This window comes from Methylobacterium sp. ap11 (genome assembly GCF_900110515.1).
GTDB classification, from domain to species: domain Bacteria; phylum Pseudomonadota; class Alphaproteobacteria; order Rhizobiales; family Beijerinckiaceae; genus Methylobacterium; species Methylobacterium ajmalii.
In genome coordinates this window covers 13,554-29,736 of sequence record NZ_FOEB01000022.1, presented here as the reverse complement: position 1 = coordinate 29,736, position 16,183 = coordinate 13,554, and the positions used below count along the sequence as shown (strand labels likewise).

The window sequence follows — 16,183 nt, the reverse complement described above, 5'->3', positions numbered from 1 at the left end:
GCCGAATCCTCGTTTCCGCCGGAGCAGGAGACCGCCCGTGACCCTCATCTCCCGCCGCGACACCCTGGCCGCCGCGGCTGCCGGCCTCGTCGGCACCGCCGCCGCCACTGCCCAAGCGCAGGCTCCGGCCGCCCCGTCGGGGCCGCAGCCGATCCGCGGCAAGGACGGCGCCGACATCCTCGGGCCGGTGAACCCGGCCCGGCAGGCCGAGGAGCCCTTCACCACCCTGCCGCCGAAGACCGACCACGGCACGATGCCGAACCTCAAGTGGTCGTTCACCGACAGCCACATGCGGATCGAGGAGGGCGGCTGGGCCCGCCAGACCACGACCCGCGAATTGCCGATCTCGACCGCGATGGCCGGCGTGAACATGCGGCTCAAGGCCGGCGTCGCCCGCGAGATGCATTGGCACAAGGAGGCCGAGTGGGCCTACATGCTGAAGGGCCGGGCCCGCATCACGGCGGTCGACCAGGCCGGCCGCACCTTCGTGGACGACGTGGGCGAGGGCGACCTCTGGTACTTCCCCTCCGGCATCCCGCACTCGATCCAGGGCCTGCCGGGCGAGGTCGACGGCTGCGAGTTCCTGCTCGTCTTCGACGACGGGCACTTCTCGGAGGATTCGACCTTCCTCATCACCGACTGGCTCGCCCATACCCCGCGCGACATTCTGGCGAAGAATTTCGGGGTGCCGGAATCGGCGTTGGCCGGGCTGCCCGACAAGGAGAAGTACATCTTCCCGGCGCCGATGCCGGGGCCGATCGCCGGCGACAGGACCGGCGGCGCCGGGCCGGTGCCGGAGGGTTTCAGCTACCGGATGCTGGCGCAGGAGCCGATCCGCACCAAGGGCGGCTCGGTCCGCATCACCGACTCGAAGGTGTTTCCGGCCTCGAAGACCATCGCGGCGGCCCTCGTCGAGCTCGAGCCCGGCGGCTTGCGCGAGCTGCACTGGCACCCGAACGGCGACGAGTGGCAATACTACCTCTCGGGCCAGGGCCGGATGACGGTGTTCGGCTCCGAATCGAAGGCCCGCACCTTCGACTACCAGGCCGGCGACGTCGGCTACGTGCCGTTCGCCATGGGCCATTACGTCGAGAATACCGGCTCGACGCCGCTGCGCTTCCTCGAGCTGTTCCGCAGCCCGACCTACGCCGACGTGTCGCTCAACCAGTGGATGGCGCTGACCCCGCACGCCCTGGTGCGGGCGCACCTCAACGTCGACGAGGCGGTGCTCGCCGGGCTGCCCACCGCCAAGACGCCGGTGGTGAAAGGGTGAGCCTTGCCCCGGGACGGGGCGATCGGCCCCGTCCCCGGCGAGGGCGTCATGCCAGCGGCAGCGGCGCCCGGGCCTCCTGCACCACCGCCTCCTGGCGCCAGGTCGAGGGCTGGTCGGACGCGCCGGTGCCGAGCGCGCATTGCACCATCACGCTGTCGGCCCAGCGTCCGTGGCGGTAGGCCACGGCCGGCAGGTGGCCGACACGCGTGAAGCCGCAGGTCTCGTGCAGGCGCAAGGACGCCTCGTTCTCGGCGTCGATATAGCCGATCATCTGGCGGTAGCCGCCCGCCGCGCAGGCCTCGATCAGCGCCGGAAGCAGGCGCCGGCCGATGCCGGCATGCAGGTGGCCGGCATGGACGTAGATCGAGTGCTTGAGCGTGTAGCGGTAGGCCGGCCGCTTGCGGAACGGCACCGCGTAGGCGTAGCCCGCCACCATCCCGTGGCGCTCGGCCACGAGGTGGGGCAGGCGCTTCGAGCGCATGTTCTTGCGCCGGCGCTTGAGGTCGTCCGGCCGGAGCCGGTCCTCCTCGAAGTCGCCGGTATCGCCGACGCCGTGGCGGATGTGGTGCTCGTAGATGTCGATCATCGCCGCGACGTCCGCATCGGTCGACGGCCGGATCACGATTCCCGGCTGCGAAGGCGCCGAATCCATCAGCGGCCCTCCCGCAGCACGTAGGTGTAGAACCGGATGCGCCCGTCCGGCTCGACCTGGCGGTAGACGCCCTGGATCTCGGCCTCGAAGCCCGGGAACAGGTTGGCGGCGGCCTCGAACATCTTGAAGTAGTCGAGCATGGGCTTCGCCCGCTCGTCGAGCCGCTCGCCCGGCAGCACGGTGCCGATGCCCGGCGGGTAGACCAGCATCAGGGTCGTGGCGATGCGCCCCTCGGCTTCCGCGATCGGCACGAAGTCGACGTTGTTGCGGGTCAGCATCTGGGCCGCGGCCTTCGGCGGCATCACCATCTCGGGCAGGTGCTCGGGCATGAACTGCTTGCGCTGCAGCCCCGAGGTCCCGGCCTGCCGGTGGAAGGCGTGGTAGTCGGCGCAGAGGTCGCGCAGGCGCACGCCGCCGTAGCGCTGCGGCCGGCGCCGAACGAATTCCGGCATCGCCTCTTCGAGCAGCACGTTGTCGTCGTGCAGGCGCTTGAAGGCGACCAACCCCGAGATCAGTGTGCCGGCCTTCGAGGATTCGACGCCCGGCGTCAGCAGGAAGAGCAGCGAGTTGAGATCGTTCTTCTCCGGGACGATGCGGTTCTCGCGTAGGTACTGGGCGACGATCGGCGCCGGCACGCCGTGCTCGGTGTACTCGCCGGTCTGCCGGTCGAAGCCGGGGGTGAGCACCGTGAGCTTGTTCGGGTCGGTGATGGCGTAGCCCGGCGCGACATGGGTGAAGCCGTGCCAGCCGGCCCCGGGCTTCAGCTCCCAGTGGCGGGCGTCGGAGGCGAGCTCGTCGGTCGGCAGGCTCTCCCACGGCACCTCGGCGGCGCCCGCGCCCGTCGCCATGTCGGGCACGAAGGGATCGAAGAACCAGCGGCGCTTGGGGTCGCGCTCGTTCTCCTCGAACTCCTTGCGGATCGCCCGCACCTTCTTGCGCCACTCGATGCCGAGCCGGATCGTGTCGTCCCACAGGATCATGCCGGAGCGCCCCTTCATCATCTGGGCGCCGACGTCGAGGGAGGCGAAGAGGGGGTAGAACGGCGAGGTCGAGGCGTGGACGAGGAAGCTCTCGTTGAGGCGCCGGTGCTCCACCCGCCGGGTCTGGCCGCGGATATGCCCGTCCTTGGTGTGGATCTGCGAGGCCTGGGAGAAGCTCGCGAGCTGCTTGTGGGTCGATTGGGTGGCGATGATGCCGGGCGAGGTCTCGTCGAGACCCGTCAGCCCCATGGCGTAGCGGCCCTGGAACAGGGGATGGAACTTCATGAAGCCGGCCCAGGCCTCGTCGAACAGGATGTAGTCGCAGAGGTGGCCGATCTTCGAAACGATCTCGCGGGCGTCGTAGATCGTGCCGTCATAGGTGCATTGCTCGATCACCGCGACGCGGAACGGCCGCTCCTTGCGCCACGCCTCCTTGTCCTTGACCAGCGGGTTGTCGCGGATCTTCCGGCGGATCTTGTCCTCGTCCAGCGCCTCGTGGAAGATCGGGCCGATCAGCCCGTAGGCGTTGCGGTCGGTCTCCAGGAAGATCGGGATGCCGCCGCCGAGGAACAGCGCGCCGTGATGCGCCGCCTTGTGGTTGTTGCGGTCGAACAGCACCAGGTCGTCCTCGGCCACCAGCGAGGACAGGACGATCTTGTTCGAGGCCGAGGTGCCGTTGAGCACGAAGTAGGTCTTCTCCGCCCCGAAGATCTGGGCCGCTTCCTTCTGCGCCTTGAGGGCCGGGCCCTCGTGGGTCAGGAGGTCGCCGAGATCGAGGACCGAGTTGTCGAGGTCGTCGCGAAAGATCGCCTCGCCCAAGTGCTCGACGAAGATGCGGCCGATCGGCGAGCGGTTGTAGAAGATGCCGCCGTTGTGGCCGGGGCAGGTCCAGAGCTGGTTGCCCTTCTCGGCGTAGTCGACCAGCGCGCCGAAGAACGGGGTCTTGAGGGTCTCGGCGTATTGCGTCACGCGGCTGACGAGGCCGCGGGCGATGAATTCGGGAGTCTCTTCCGCCAGGAAGATGTAGCCGTCGATGAAGTCGAGCAGCTCGACCGGAATGTCCTCGAGCCGCTTGCGCCGGACCATGATGACGATCGGCATCTCGAGGCCGCGCTTGCGCATCATGTCGATGAGCGCCGCCGCCTTGCCGTCGAGGCCGCGCTTGCCCCAGTCCACCACCAGGCAGCCGACCGCCGCGTCGGTCTGGACCGCGATCGCCGCGTCCTCGACCCGCCGCGCCCGCACCACCTCGAAGCCGCGATGCTCGACCGCCGCCACGATCTGGTTGACGCGCACGCCCTCCAGGTCGTCCGGATCGAAGGCCGGCGTGCACATCAGCACGGTAAAGCGGCGGTGGAAATCCATCGGGCGGGGCTCCTGTCCGTCACGGTATGGCCTGCGTGTCGGCCCCTCTCATGACGTTCCGATGACGGTCCCGGCCCTGCGGCGAATCCGCTCGGCCTTTCGGCGCGGACACCCGCCTGCTCCGTCGGGCGTCCGAACCTCCCCCCGTCATGCGCAAAGCCCGGCACGCACCGATCGAGGTCGGACCGTCGTCGAGACGGTCCGGGCGCTCCGCCACCCGTCCGGGCGGGATTCGCAGAGTCCGCCGGGGAGTAGCCGTCGTCGGGCGCAAGGCTTGGGTGCATCTGTCGCGCAGGATGAAGCCGTTGCGCGACATCATTTCCGGACGATTACAAAAAGCATCTGTGGGTAATTCCGCGCTGACCGTACGACGGTGGGTTGAAACTGCGCGGGCCTGCCCGATATCGGCACCATGCCCGTCCATCGGGTGCGTTGATTTAGGACGAATATCCGTGTCGCAAGAAAATCTGGTCCAGGACGTCGACTTCGTCGCCCTCGCTGCCGACGTCGTGTCGGCCTACGTCGCCAACAACTCGGTTCCGGCCGCCGATCTGGCCGGCCTGATCGGCACCGTGCACACCGCCTTCCTGTCCCTCGGCCAGCCCGCCGCCAAGGAGGCCGAGAAGCCGACCCCGCTGATGCCGATCAAGAAGACGGTGACCCCGGACTACCTGATCAGCCTCGAGGACGGGAAGCAGTACAAGTCGCTCAAGCGCCACCTCTCCACCCGCGGCCTCTCCCCCGAGGAGTACCGCCGCAAGTGGGGCCTGCCGCACGATTACCCGATGGTCGCCGCCAACTACGCCGCGCAGCGCTCCGAGCTGGCGAAGAGCATCGGCCTGGGCCGGGGCCGCACCGTCGCGGCCGCCGCCAAGCGCGCCTCGTCGGATGCCGTCGTGACGGCGCCGGTCGCCGACGCGAAGCCGGCCAAGCGCCGCCGCGCCTGAGGCCGCGGGCCGTCCCGTCCGGGGCGGCACACGGAACAATCGCCCGCGAGACCGCCCGGCCGCTCCGCGCTCCGGGCCGGACCGCGGATCTCGAGGGCGACCGGCGGGGGCCGGTCGCCCTTCGCCCGTCAGGGCCCCTCGATTCCGGTCACATCAATTCGCCGTGCCAGGGCATGAAGCCGAGCGGCGGCACGCCCGCGCGATCGATGTGCGCGAGCCGGAGCGGGCCGGCCCGGTCCGGCTCGGCAGGGCCGCGCGCGCCGCGCCGGTACTCCCCGGGCGGAACGCCGAAGGCGTCGCGGAACAGCCGTCCGGCATGGCTCGGCGAGGTGAAGCCGGTCGCGGTCGCGAGCTCGTCGACGGTGCGGTGCTCGTCGGGGCGCGACAGGGAGCGGCGCAGCTGCGCCACGCGCCGCTGCTGCACGAACCGGGTGACCCCGCCCGCCGGCTCGAACAGGCGGTAGAGCACGCTGCGCGACACGCCGATCCCGGCCGCGACCGTCGCGGCCGAGAGGTCGCGGTCGCCGAGATGCCGGTCGATATACGCGGTGGCCCGGGCGCGGGCGCGCCCGGCGGCTACCGGGGGCGGGACCGATCCGGCCCGGTCGCGTAGCGAGGCCAGGGTCGCCCCGAGGAGCAGGCACAGCGAATCGGTCGCGATGCCGGCAAGGTGCGGCGTCAGCCCCGCGGCATGGGCGGCGAGCGAGCGGAGAAAGTCGATCGACAGCCCCGCGGCGCCCGGGCCGAGCACCAGCCCGTGCAGGTCGAGCCCGTCGATCACCGCCGGATCGAGGCGGTCGCGGGCGATCGACGCGGTGACGATGTGCGCGCCCTCGGTCCAGGTGCGCTGCGGCCGGGTGAGGTCGAACAGCGCGAGGCTGCCGGCCTCGACCGCCCGGATCGCGCCGGGCACCTCCAGCATCATGCGCCCGGACAGCACCAGGTGGAGCGTGACGTGGTCGAACCCGTCGCGGGCGACCCGGCGCGGCCCGCGGGCATGCGATACCCCGGCGAGGCGGCGGTCGAAGACCAGCATGCGCGGCAGCCGGTGGGCGACGACCTCGGTCCGCAACGTGCCCGCCAGGCGATCGACGTCGGTGCCGCTGCTGTAGAGCGCGCGGTACGCCTCGAAGGCGTCGTCGGCGGCGGGCAGGTCGGGGCCGAGGGTGATCGTGTCCATCGCCGCGCGGGGGGCTCCCTGGTCGGAGCGGACGGGGCGCTTCGGCCCCCCGACCTCTCAGCGGCGCTCGCCTTCCTTTGCGGCCACCGGTCCGCGGAGGTAGCGCGCACCGAGCAGGAGGGCAATGATCCCGGCCGCGTAGGCCGGCAGGCTCGCGGCGAGCAGGGCCCGGCCGAGCCCGGCCTCGCCGAAGACGCGATCGGCCAGGAGCCCGACCAGGGGCGGGCCCAGCCCGAACCCCGCGAGCGTCGTGCAGGCCACGAACGGCGCGGTGACGCGGCCGCGCAGCGCGCGCGGCGTCATGAGCTGCAGCCCCGCCAGCGTCGCGACCGAGCCGATGCCGAGGCCGAAGATCAGGGCGACCAGCGCCGTCAGCGCGAGCCCGCGGTCGTTTGCCAGCCCTACGGTCGCGGCGAGCGGCAGGGTGCCGAGGAGCGCGCCGAGCACCAGCCGCCCGCCTGGCAGGCCGCGCCGGGCCGTGCGGTCGAGGAGGCGCCCGCCCGCGACCTGGCCGAGCGGGGCGGCGACGGCGACGATCGTCCCGAACACCATCCCGGCGAAGGGCAGGGACAGGCCGAAGCGGCGCACGAGCAGCGTCACCGCCCAGGCGTTGGTGGTCTGCACCACCAGGGTGACGGCGATCCCGGCGACCGCGAGGACGGCGTAGCGCCCGGCATGCCGGGCGAGCCAGGGCGTGAGGGCCTGCCGGCGCGCCGGGCGGCGGCCGACGCCGCGCCCGGGATCGGGCAGGCGCAGGAGAAGGACGGCGAGGACGAGGTTCGGCACGACGCTGAGGGCGAACAGCACCCGCCAGGCCGCGACCGGGGCGCCGGGGCCGAGGGGGACCGTCGCCGGCAGCAGGGCGAGGAGCCCGCCGCCGAGCCCCAGCGCCGTCGCCCGGCCCAGGGTGGCGCCGGCGACGTAGAGCGAGACGCCCTGACCGATCCGGTCCCGCGGCTGGCGCGCCGCGATGAGCGCCAGGGCGGCCGGGGTGAGGACCGCCTGGCCGAGGCCCAGGGCCGCGCGGCCGAGGACCAGCTCCCCGAGGCCGGTGGCCAGCCCGCAGGCCAGGGAGGCCAGCCCCCAGACCAGGACCCCGGCGGCGATGAGGCGCGGGCGGTGGAGCCGGTCGACCAGGGGGCCGGCCGCCAGCGAGGCGACCGCGTAGGCCGCCACGAAGGCGGTGCCCTGGACGAGGCCGAGCTCGAAGTCGCTCAGGCGCAGGTCGGCCTTGATCGCCGGGGCGACCAGGGCGGCGATGAACCGGTCGGCGAAGGCGAGGAGGTGGGCGCCGGCCAGAAGCCACACGCCGGGCCAGGCCGGCGCGAGGGCGAGGCGCCCGGGCCGGAGACGTCGCATCGGCTCAGGCCCTGGCGGGCGCGGGTCCGGACCCGGCGGCGTGGTTCTCGCCCATGCGTGGCGGCTCTCCGGGCTGGGTGTCGCGCGAAGGCGGGCGCGGCGGCGGGGATGCGGGCCTCGTCGCAGAAAACGCCGCCGACCGGAAGCCCGTCGCGAGGCCCCGGCGCGGTCGGGGCGGGCTTGCCAGCGCGGCCGGCCTGCGCTTCAGTCACGCCCGGGCGGCGCGGGCCGAGGGCACGCCGGGCGCGCCGGGGCTATCTTCGCGGAAGCCGACCCCCCGAGTGCTGCGCCCGGCCGGCGGCGACCGACGGGCCCTTCCTCCCGGATTGTTCCATGGATCAGGCCAAGCTCGCGGCCCTTCGCGCCCGCTACCTCGACGCGACCGGCGGCGACATCGACGACCCGGATTTCGCCAAGGCGGCGCGCCAGCAATTCAGCGAGAGCGACCGACGGAAATGGCCGTTCGCCGACGTCGCGACCTTCCTCGACCTGCCCTATCGCCCCGACGCCGCGACGCTGCCCGATTTCGGCGGCCTCGACGTGGCGCTGATCGGCGTGCCGATGGATCTCGGCGTCACCAACCGGGCCGGCGCCCGCCACGGGCCGCGGGCGGTGCGGGCGGTCGAGCGCGTCGGACCCTACGAGCACGTCCTGCGCATGACCCCGGCCGCCGAGCTGAAGGCGGCCGATATCGGCGACGTGCCGTTCCGCAGCCGCTTCTCCCTCGAGAGCTGCCACGAGGACATCGAGGACTTCTTCTCGACCGTGGTGAAGGCCGGCGTGGTGCCGCTCGCGGTCGGCGGCGACCACTCGATCAGCCGCGCGACGCTGCGGGCGGTCGGCGCGTCGCGCCCGGTCGGCATGATCCACATCGATGCCCATTGCGACACCGGCGGCGTCTACGAGGGCTCGAAGTTCCACCACGGCGGTCCCTTCCGCCAGGCGGTGCTCGACGGCGTGCTCGATCCCGCCCGCACGATCCAGATCGGCATCCGCGGCGGCGCCGAGTACCTGTGGGAGTTCTCCTACGTGTCCGGCATGACCGTGATCCATGCCGAGGAGGTGCCGCAACTCGGGCTTCCCGCGGTGATCGCCCGGGCTCGCGAGGTCGCGGGCAACGGGCCCACCTACCTGTCCTTCGACGTCGACAGCCTCGATCCGGGCTTCGCTCCTGGCACAGGCACGCCCGAGATGGGCGGGCTCACCCCCCGCGAGGTACTCGAACTGCTGCGCGGGCTCGCGGGCGTGGACATCGTCGGCGGCGACGTGGTCGAGGTGGCGCCGCAATACGACCCGACCAGCAACACGGCACAATGCGCCGCGCAGGTGCTGTTCGAGCTCATGTGCCTGGTGGCGGCGGGGCGGAAGGGCGGTTAGCCGCCCGCCGCGGGCCGGGGCTCACCCCCCGGCCACCCCCTGCGCGTCGACGTAGACCGAATAGAGCGACTGGCTCGCCGCCATGAACACCCGGTTGCGGTGGCGGCCGCCGAAGCAGAGGTTGGCGCAGCGCTCCGGCAGGCGGATGCGGCCGATCAGCTGTCCTTCGGGGTTGAACACCATCACCCCGTCGAGGGCGTCGTCGCCCATGCCCCAGCCGCACCAGAGGTTGCCGTCGGTGTCGCAGCGGAAGCCGTCCGGCGTGCCGGGGCCGGCATCGATGTGGACGCGCCGGTTGGTCAAGCGCCCGCCTGCGACGTCGAAGGCGAGGATGCGGCGGTTCGGCTGCGCCCGCGACTCGACGAGGTAGAGGATCGATTCGTCGGGGGAGAAGCACAGGCCGTTCGGCCCGGCGAGGTCGGTCGCCGCGGCTTCCAGTACCCCCGTGACCGGGTCGAGCCGGTAGACGTTCTGCGGCAGCTCGGGCTCGGCCCGCTCGCCCTCGTAGTTGCCGAGGATGCCGAAGGGCGGGTCGGTGAACCAGACCGCGCCGTCACGGGCCACCACCACGTCGTTGGGCGAGTTGAGGCGCTTGCCCTCGAAACGGTCGGCGAGCACCGTGATGGCGCCGTCGTATTCGGTGCGCGTCACCCGCCGCCCGCCATGCTCGCAGGTGACGAGGCGGCCCTGGCGGTCGCGGGTGTTGCCGTTGGCGAAGTTCGACGGCTTGCGGAAAGCCGAGACCGCGCCGGTCTCCTCGTCGAAGCGCAGGATGCGGTTGTTCGGGATGTCGCTCCACAGGAGGGCGCGCGCATCCCCGAACCAGACCGGTCCCTCGCTCCAGCGGCACCCGGTGGCGAGACGCTCGACCCCGGCGCTGAACACCCGGTAGCGGGCGAAGGACGGATCGATGACCTCGATGGCGGGGTCGGGATACCGGATCGTCGGCGTCCACACGGGGGCGTTCCTCCCTGGTTGTCGTTGTCGGCGCGGACCTTCGCGGGCCGCGGGCGCCGACGCAACCCGCGATCCGCGGCCTCCGCGCTCGACGCCGAGCGCGCCCTCACCGATGATGGCGCCCGAGGTGCCCCGTCCGAAGGGCGCCGGCACGGGAGGAGCGCGTATGAGCGAGGCAACGGGGATGCGGGTCGCGCTGTCGGGAGCGGGCGGGCAGATCGGGGCGGTGCTGCGGCCGCGGCTCCTCGCGGCCGGGATCGTCCTGCGCTCCGGCGGCGGGCCGACGACGCTGACCCCGCTCTCGGAGGCCGAGACGGTGACGACCGGCGACCTGCGCGACGCCGATGCCGTCGACCGGCTGCTCGAAGGCACCGAGGTCCTGGTCCACATGGCCGGTACCAGCGTCGAGAAGCCGCTGCCGGAGGTGATCGAGAACAACCTCGTCGCGCTCCACGCGATCTACGAGGGGGCGCGGCGCCACGCTCTGCGCCGGGTGGTGTTCGCCAGCTCCAACCACGCCTTCGGGATGCACCCGGTGGAGTCCCGCCTCGATCCCGACGCACCGTTCCGGCCCGACGGCGCCTACGGCCTGAGCAAGGCCTGGGGCGAGCTGATGGGCCGGATGTACTGGGACCGCCACGGCATCGAGGGGGTGGCCCTGCGCATCGGCAGCGCCCTGCCGCGGCCGACGGAGTTCCGCCACCTCTCGACCTGGCTCGGCCACGACGACCTCGCCCAGCTCGTCCTGCGCAGCATCGCGGCGCCGGTGCCCGGCTACGTCGCGGTCTGGGGTGCCTCGGACAACCCGCGCAGCTACTGGAACAACGCGGACGCCGCCGCGGCGATCGGCTACCGCCCGACCCAGTCGGCGGAGGACTGGGCCGAGGAGATCCTGGCGCAGGAAAACCCCCTCGACCCGATCGCCCGCACCCTCCAGGGCGGCAGCTTCACGACGATGGACTACACGCCGCAGGCCGGGCGGCCGAAGCGAGGCACTTAGCGCGCTGCGCTCCCCGCGCCTGACCCTTCCCCACTGTGGGGGAGGGTGTCCGCGCGGCGGCGTGAGGGCGCGGCCGGGCGGCGGTCGACGGGAGGTCGTCCCGGCGACGGCAGCCGTCCCCGGGGCGAGGCGGCTCCCGTCAGGCCGTGGCCGAGAAGACGTCCGGCAGCGAGGGCAGCCGCTGGCGCAGGCGCAGGAGCGCGATGGTCTCGATCTCCTGCAGCGCCCGGGCCCGCTCGTAGTCGGCGGAGTTGTCGAGGCGCTCCTCCAGCTGGGCCAGGATCTCGTCCGGGCTCCTGCCCCGCACCGCCATGATGAAGGGGAAGCCGTGGCGGGTGCGGTAGCGCTCGTTGAGGTCGAGGAAGCGGGCGCGGCCCTCGGCGTCGAGGGCGTCGAGGCCGGCCGAGGCCTGCTCGGCGCGCGATTCCGGCGCGAGGTCGGCCGCCGCCACCCGGCCGGCGAGGTCGGGATGGGCGCGGATCAGGGCGAGCTGCCAGGCCGGCTCGGCCGCCCGCATCACCGCGACCATGGCGGCGTGCAGCCCGTCGGCCGAATCCTGCATCCCCGAGAGCCCGGCGGCATGCGCCCCGTCCGCCACCCAGGGGGAATGCTCGAACACGTCGCCGAAGCTCTCGACGAACAGGGCGCGGCCCATCCGGCTCGGGGTCAGGCCGGCGGGCGGATGGGTCTTGGCCCAGTGCCGGGCGATGTCGATGCGGCGGGTCACCCACACGTCGTCGTGCGCCGCCACATGGTCGAGGAAGCGCGCGAGCGCCGCGATCCGGCCCGGCCGGCCGACGAGGCGGCAATGCAGGCCGATCGAGAGCATCCGGGGCGTCTCGGCACCCTCGGCGTAGAGCACGTCGAAGGAATCGCGCAGGTAGGCGAAGAACTGGTCGCCGGCGTTGAAGCCCTGCGGGGTGGCGAACCGCATGTCGTTGGCGTCCAGCGTGTAGGGCACGACGAGTTGCGGCGCGCGCGGGCCCTCGAACCAGTAGGGCAGGTCGTCGGCGTAGGAATCCGCCGAGTAGAGGAAGCCGCCTTCCTCCATCACCAGCCGCAGCGTGTTCTCCGAGGTCCGGCCCGTGTACCAGCCGAGCGGGCGCTCGCCCGTCACCTCGGTGTGGATGCGGATCGCCTCGTTCATGTGGGCCTTCTCCTCCTCGTAGGAGAAGTCGCGGTAGTCGATCCACTTGAGGCCGTGGCAGGCGATCTCCCAGCCGGCCTCGCGCATCGCCTCCACCGCGTCCGGGTTGCGCTGGAGCGCGGTGGCGACGCCGTAGACCGTCACCGGCAGGGCGCGCTCGGTGAACAGCCGGTGCAGGCGCCAGAACCCGGCCCGCGAGCCGTACTCGTAGATCGATTCCATGCTCATGTGGCGCTGGCCCGGCCAGGCCTGGGCGCCGACGATCTCCGACAGGAACGCCTCCGAGGCGCGGTCGCCGTGCAGCAGGCAGTTCTCGCCGCCCTCCTCGTAGTTGATGACGAACTGCACCGCGATGCGGGCCCCGTCCGGCCATTGCGCGTGGGGCGGGGTGCGGCCGTAGCCGACGAGGTCGCGGGGGTAGGGGGAGTCGGTCATGGGGCGTCCGTTCGCACGGCCGCCGCCTCTTCCGCCCGGTGCGGGGCGGGCGCGGGATCCCCTCTCCCGTGTGGGAGAGGGGGAGGGGTGAGGGTGATACGCTTCCGCAACGACCCTGAACCGTCGAGCTGCCAGCACCGCGCTCGACGCCTCACACGGAAGCGTGTCACCTTCACCCCCGGCCCCTCTCCCACACGGGAGAGGGGAGCCGCGCCAGGATCAGCACCCGGAGGGTGGGGGACGGCCTTGGGGATAAGTCTCGGGTCGACCTTAGCCTTGCGGCAGCCCGGGCGCAAAACCGGGACGGACCGTCACCCCGCCAGCGCCGCCAGCACCGGATCGACCCGGGCGAAGTGGTCGGCCCAGGTCGGCGCCCGGTAGCCCGAAAGGCGCGCCGCCATCTCGCCCCGGAGCCCCGAGCCCGGCGCGGCCAGGTCCTCCACGGCCCGCATCCAGCCGAGCCCGTCGAGCGGATGCCGGAATTCCGCGAAATCCGCCGCGATCTCGCGGTGGACCGGGATGTCGGAGGCGACGACCGGCAGGCCGGCAGCCGCGGCTTCCAGCACCGGCAGGCCGTAGCCCTCGGCGAAGGAGGGCATCAGCAGCGCGGTGGCGTGGCCCATCAGCCGCACGAGCCCCGCGGTCGAGAGGCCGGACGCCTCGGTGACGTGGGCGCGCACCGCCGGGCAGCGCTCGAGGAGGTCGATGACGTTCTCGCTCTCCCACCCCCGGCGCCCGACGACGACGAGGCGCGGCGTCGCCGCTCCGTGGCGGGCGGCGAGCTCCCGCCAGGCAGCGAGCAGGGTGATCAGGTTCTTTCTCGGCTCGATCGTGCCGCAGACGAGGAAGAACGGCCGCGCCGGGGGCGGCGCGGGCGGGGCCTGAAACGCCGCCTCGATCCCGAGCGGGCCGACGGTAACCGGCGGCGGCCGCCGCCCGAGCCCCGCGACATGGGCCGAGAACCGCCGGCCCACGTCGGCCGAGTTCACCACGACGGCCTGGGCGTGGCGGGCCACCGTCTCCATCCGCACCCGGTGCCGGTCGGCCTCGCCGTCGCGCCCGTATTCGGGATACTCGATCGGGATCAGGTCGTGGACGAAGAAGACCGGTCGTACGTCCGGCCGGTCGTAGAGCCAGTCGAACCGCGCCGGCTTGTCGAGGCGCAGGTGCGAGGTGTGGAGGTAGAGCGCGTTCAGCGGCAGCGCCTCGGGTCCGGGCGCCCGCAAGGCCGTGAGCCAGGCCTGCAGCTGCCGCTTGCGCCGGTCCCGCGCGCCCTCGGGCGCCGCCGCGCCGGTGCCCGCCGCCGGGACCGGCAGCCCGAGCCGGGCGGCGAGGTCCCGGTAGACCGGGTCGTCGCCGGCCGTCACCTCCTCGGTCCAGGAGGCGGTCGCGCCCTCGACGAGGGCGGTCATCTGCGCCCGGTCGAGGACCTTCGGGCCGAGCGGCGTCGAGACGAGGCCGAAGCGCGGCCCGGCCTGGCCCAGGAGGTGCCGGGCATAGGCGAGGTCGACCCGGTCGATGCCGGTCGGGCTCGCATGGCGCAGGCGGGTGACGAGACGGGTGAGGTCGAAGGCGACGGGATGCGGGCGCATGCGGTCCTGAGGCGGCGCGGCGAAGGTGACGCGGTTGCCCACGTTCCTATACCTGCGGCGCGCACCCGCCGAATCCACCTTGTGCGGCAGCGCACAAGACGGGCCCCGGCGCGGGGATGGTTGCCCTTGCAACCCTGAGCGATGATGATTTATCGCATTCGTCAGCCTTCGGCGCGTCGCGGTGACAAGAGCCGGACGCGGCGGCTATGATCGTGGGTCGGCGGCGTGCCGACGTTCAGGTGAGACCATGGCGATCGTCGATCTGGATCGGGAAGCGGTGAAGAACGGCCTGGCGGACGGCTCCGTCCTGCTGATCGACGTGCGCGAGCCCAACGAGTTCGCCTCGGGCCACATCCCGGGCTCGGTGTCGTTCCCGCTGTCGGACTTCGACCTCGAGCGCCTGCAGGCGCTGATCGCCGCGGACGGCCGCCGGCCGGTCCTGTCCTGCGCCGCCGGGGTCCGCTCGGCGCGGGCGCTGCACTACCTCCAAGGCCAGGGCATCCCCCTCTCTGAGCACTATGTCGGCGGGTTCAAGGACTGGGCCAATGCCGGCGAGACCGTGGACTAGCCGACTTATGGAATAGCCGATTCATCCGCTCCTCGCAGGCACCACCCGCGAGGGCGGCCGAGACGTTCACGGCCCCGGGAGGGCCGCGCCGGTGCCGGCGCGGTTCCCGTGACGGCCAAGCCCCTCGACGCGGATGCGCTCCGGCCCATCTTCCTGCGCGTCCGGCGGGGCCGCATGCACACGACGAACGGGAGAACGAGTATGCGCAGGCTGAGGCTGGCGGCGGTGATCCCGGCGCTGCTGCTGCTGGCCGGGGTGCCGGCGCGGGCCCAGGCTCCGGGCGGTCCGCCCCCCACGGTCACGGTCGCCAAGCCCGTGGTCAAGGAGGTGGTGGAGCACGACGACTTCACCGGCCGCTTCAACGCCATCGAGTACGTCGAGGTGCGGGCCCGGGTCACCGGCTACCTGCAGAAGATCCACTTCCAGGACGGCGCCGTGGTGAAGAAGGGCGACCTGCTCTTCACCATCGACCGGCGGCCCTACAAGGCCGCCCTCGACCAGGCGACGGCGGCCCTCGACTCGGCCAAGGCGCGGCTGAACTTCAGCCAGACCGACCTCGAGCGCGCCCAGACGCTGAGCCGGTCGGGCAACATCTCCGAGCAGGTCACCGATCAGCGCCGGCAGAACTCCCAGACCGCCCAGGCCGACGTCGACAACGCAACGGCCGCCCTGCGCCAGGCCCAGCTCAACTACGACTTCACCGAGGTGCGCTCGCCGATCGACGGGCGGATCTCGCAGCGCAACGTCACCGAGGGCAACATCGTCATCACCGACCAGACGATGCTGACCACGATCGTCTCGCTCGATCCGATCTACTTCTCGTTCACGGTCGACGAGCGCTCGTTCCTGGCCTACCAGGGCACGCTCAAGATCGGCATGGGGGCGACCCAGAACGAGCACACGGTGCCGATCCTGGTGGCGCTCACCGGCGAGGCCAAGCCCACCCGCAAGGGCGTGCTCAACTTCGTCGACAACCGGGTCGACGAGGCGACCGGCACGGTGCTCCTGCGCGCCACCGTCGAGAATCCCGACCGCTTCATCAAGCCGGGCCTGTTCGGCATCGTCAGCATGCCGGCCTCCAAGCCCTATCGCGGCGTGCTGATCCCCGACGACGCGATCGGCGCCAACCAGGACAAGCGCCTCGTCTACGTGGTCGGCGAGGACAACGTGGTCCAGCCCCGCAACATCCGCCCCGGCCCCAAGATCGACGGCTACCGGGTGGTGCGCGACGGGCTGAAGGGCGACGAGACCATCGTGGTCACCGGCCTGACCCGGGTGCGCCCGGGCGCCAAGATCACGCCCGAGCGCAAGGACCTGCCCCCGGTCCGCGAATAGCCAGCCGCGCCGCCCG

At 72.4% G+C, this 16,183-nt stretch carries 13 protein-coding genes; 6 read left to right on the top strand and 7 right to left on the bottom strand.

Features of this window, described 5'->3' with window-relative positions:
• The first annotated feature begins 37 nt into the window (after positions 1-37).
• Positions 38-1,273: an oxalate decarboxylase family bicupin gene (locus tag BMX97_RS24565; RefSeq protein ID WP_091753838.1), complete on the top strand. Its 1,236-nt coding sequence runs from the start codon at positions 38-40 to the stop codon at positions 1,271-1,273.
• Positions 1,274-1,319: 46 nt separating this feature from the next.
• Here BMX97_RS24565 and BMX97_RS24560 read toward each other — a convergent pair whose 3' ends face one another.
• Both BMX97_RS24560 and BMX97_RS24555 read right to left on the bottom strand, forming a co-directional pair.
• On the bottom strand, positions 1,320-1,925 hold the full coding sequence (locus BMX97_RS24560; RefSeq protein WP_091753837.1) for a GNAT family N-acetyltransferase: 606 nt from the start codon (positions 1,923-1,925) through the stop codon (positions 1,320-1,322).
• Positions 1,925-4,270: an Orn/Lys/Arg family decarboxylase gene (locus BMX97_RS24555; protein ID WP_091753836.1), complete on the bottom strand. Its 2,346-nt coding sequence runs from the start codon at positions 4,268-4,270 to the stop codon at positions 1,925-1,927. The genes BMX97_RS24560 and BMX97_RS24555 overlap by 1 nt, the downstream gene beginning before the upstream one ends.
• A 452-nt stretch (positions 4,271-4,722) precedes the next feature.
• Between BMX97_RS24555 and BMX97_RS24550 the strand changes: the two genes are divergently transcribed.
• On the top strand, positions 4,723-5,217 hold the full coding sequence (locus tag BMX97_RS24550) for a Ros/MucR family transcriptional regulator (protein ID WP_244538624.1): 495 nt from the start codon (positions 4,723-4,725) through the stop codon (positions 5,215-5,217).
• 148 nt (positions 5,218-5,365) lie between these two features.
• Here BMX97_RS24550 and BMX97_RS24545 read toward each other — a convergent pair whose 3' ends face one another.
• Positions 5,366-6,397 (bottom strand): AraC family transcriptional regulator, encoded by a 1,032-nt coding sequence (locus BMX97_RS24545; RefSeq protein ID WP_091753834.1) that lies wholly within the window; start codon positions 6,395-6,397, stop codon positions 5,366-5,368.
• A 57-nt stretch (positions 6,398-6,454) separates the two neighbouring features.
• On the bottom strand, positions 6,455-7,756 hold the full coding sequence (locus tag BMX97_RS24540) for an MFS transporter (RefSeq protein ID WP_091753833.1): 1,302 nt from the start codon (positions 7,754-7,756) through the stop codon (positions 6,455-6,457).
• A 333-nt stretch (positions 7,757-8,089) separates the two neighbouring features.
• Here BMX97_RS24540 and speB point away from each other — a divergent pair, with 333 nt between their 5' ends.
• The gene (speB, locus tag BMX97_RS24535; RefSeq protein ID WP_091753832.1) at positions 8,090-9,133 is read left to right on the top strand and encodes an agmatinase; all 1,044 of its coding nucleotides are present in this window, start codon (positions 8,090-8,092) and stop codon (positions 9,131-9,133) included.
• Positions 9,134-9,154: 21 nt separating this feature from the next.
• On the opposite strand, the gene BMX97_RS24530 is transcribed toward speB, so the two are convergent.
• A complete protein-coding gene (locus tag BMX97_RS24530) occupies positions 9,155-10,090 on the bottom strand; it encodes an SMP-30/gluconolactonase/LRE family protein (RefSeq protein ID WP_091753831.1) in 936 nt (311 codons plus the stop codon).
• A gap of 166 nt (positions 10,091-10,256) precedes the next feature.
• On the opposite strand from BMX97_RS24530, the gene BMX97_RS24525 reads away from it, so the two are divergent.
• A complete protein-coding gene (locus tag BMX97_RS24525) occupies positions 10,257-11,090 on the top strand; it encodes an NAD-dependent epimerase/dehydratase family protein (RefSeq protein ID WP_244538623.1) in 834 nt (277 codons plus the stop codon).
• A gap of 139 nt (positions 11,091-11,229) precedes the next feature.
• Here the strand turns inward: BMX97_RS24525 and puuE are convergent, their stop codons facing one another.
• Together puuE and BMX97_RS24515 are read right to left on the bottom strand one after the other, a co-directional pair.
• Complete coding sequence (puuE, locus tag BMX97_RS24520; protein WP_091753829.1) at positions 11,230-12,672, bottom strand: allantoinase PuuE; 1,443 nt, start codon at positions 12,670-12,672, stop codon at positions 11,230-11,232.
• Positions 12,673-12,983: 311 nt separating this feature from the next.
• Positions 12,984-14,264 (bottom strand): glycosyltransferase family 4 protein, encoded by a 1,281-nt coding sequence (locus BMX97_RS24515; protein WP_091753899.1) that lies wholly within the window; start codon positions 14,262-14,264, stop codon positions 12,984-12,986.
• Positions 14,265-14,511: 247 nt separating this feature from the next.
• Here BMX97_RS24515 and BMX97_RS24510 point away from each other — a divergent pair, with 247 nt between their 5' ends.
• Positions 14,512-14,832, top strand: coding sequence for a rhodanese-like domain-containing protein (locus tag BMX97_RS24510; RefSeq protein WP_091753828.1), 321 nt, complete (start codon positions 14,512-14,514; stop codon positions 14,830-14,832).
• 201 nt (positions 14,833-15,033) lie between these two features.
• Positions 15,034-16,167: an efflux RND transporter periplasmic adaptor subunit gene (locus tag BMX97_RS24505; protein WP_091753827.1), complete on the top strand. Its 1,134-nt coding sequence runs from the start codon at positions 15,034-15,036 to the stop codon at positions 16,165-16,167.
• Positions 16,168-16,183 lie beyond the last annotated feature (16 nt).

What these genes read in the sequence shown, in the direction of transcription:
- BMX97_RS24560 (WP_091753837.1), bottom strand. Translation starts at nt 1,925, where the DNA reads ATGGATTCGGCGCCTTCGCAGCCGGGAATCGTGATCCGGCCGTCGACC.
- BMX97_RS24555 (WP_091753836.1), bottom strand. Translation starts at nt 4,270, where the DNA reads ATGGATTTCCACCGCCGCTTTACCGTGCTGATGTGCACGCCGGCCTTC.
- BMX97_RS24545 (WP_091753834.1), bottom strand. Translation starts at nt 6,397, where the DNA reads ATGGACACGATCACCCTCGGCCCCGACCTGCCCGCCGCCGACGACGCC.
- BMX97_RS24540 (WP_091753833.1), bottom strand. Translation starts at nt 7,756, where the DNA reads ATGCGACGTCTCCGGCCCGGGCGCCTCGCCCTCGCGCCGGCCTGGCCC.
- speB (WP_091753832.1), top strand. Translation starts at nt 8,090, where the DNA reads ATGGATCAGGCCAAGCTCGCGGCCCTTCGCGCCCGCTACCTCGACGCG.
- BMX97_RS24525 (WP_244538623.1), top strand. Translation starts at nt 10,257, where the DNA reads ATGAGCGAGGCAACGGGGATGCGGGTCGCGCTGTCGGGAGCGGGCGGG.
- puuE (WP_091753829.1), bottom strand. Translation starts at nt 12,672, where the DNA reads ATGACCGACTCCCCCTACCCCCGCGACCTCGTCGGCTACGGCCGCACC.
- BMX97_RS24515 (WP_091753899.1), bottom strand. Translation starts at nt 14,264, where the DNA reads ATGCGCCCGCATCCCGTCGCCTTCGACCTCACCCGTCTCGTCACCCGC.
- BMX97_RS24510 (WP_091753828.1), top strand. Translation starts at nt 14,512, where the DNA reads ATGGCGATCGTCGATCTGGATCGGGAAGCGGTGAAGAACGGCCTGGCG.
- BMX97_RS24505 (WP_091753827.1), top strand. Translation starts at nt 15,034, where the DNA reads ATGCGCAGGCTGAGGCTGGCGGCGGTGATCCCGGCGCTGCTGCTGCTG.